The organism is Mesorhizobium sp. M3A.F.Ca.ET.175.01.1.1, from assembly GCF_004791945.1.
GTDB lineage: Bacteria > Pseudomonadota > Alphaproteobacteria > Rhizobiales > Rhizobiaceae > Mesorhizobium.
Genome location: NZ_SRTP01000218.1, coordinates 1 through 332 on the forward strand (window position 1 = coordinate 1; position 332 = coordinate 332).

The window sequence follows — 332 nt, forward strand, 5'->3', positions numbered from 1 at the left end:
CCCATGTGGTGTCGCAGGCGATCGTTGTATCGGCGCTGCCGATGTCGCCGACATCCTGCTGCTCGATCCAGACCGGAATACTGAGCGGCGCCCCGATCCGGCGCTGCGCGAATGCCTTGGCCTTTCCAAGCATCGGCGGCTTCAGCCTGAACGAATAGGCGAAAATCTGTCGCGGCGCCGAGCGGAGGGCGATGCGCTGCTCGCCGGTGCGGCTGCTCAGAATGTCGGTGAACCACTCCAGCGTTTCCTGCGCCGGGATCTCCGGGCGGAACGGCCAAAGCTGGTAGAGGATCAGCAGATCGGGGCTCGCCAAGACGGGAGCACCCATTACC

1 protein-coding gene is annotated in these 332 nt (G+C 64.8%); it reads right to left on the reverse strand.

Going from position 1 to position 332, the window contains the following annotated elements:
• The coding region (locus EN818_RS31405; protein ID WP_210237332.1) for a hypothetical protein at nucleotides 1-313 on the reverse strand (313 nt) is incomplete at its 3' end.
• Between the last annotated feature and the right edge of the window lie 19 nt (nucleotides 314-332).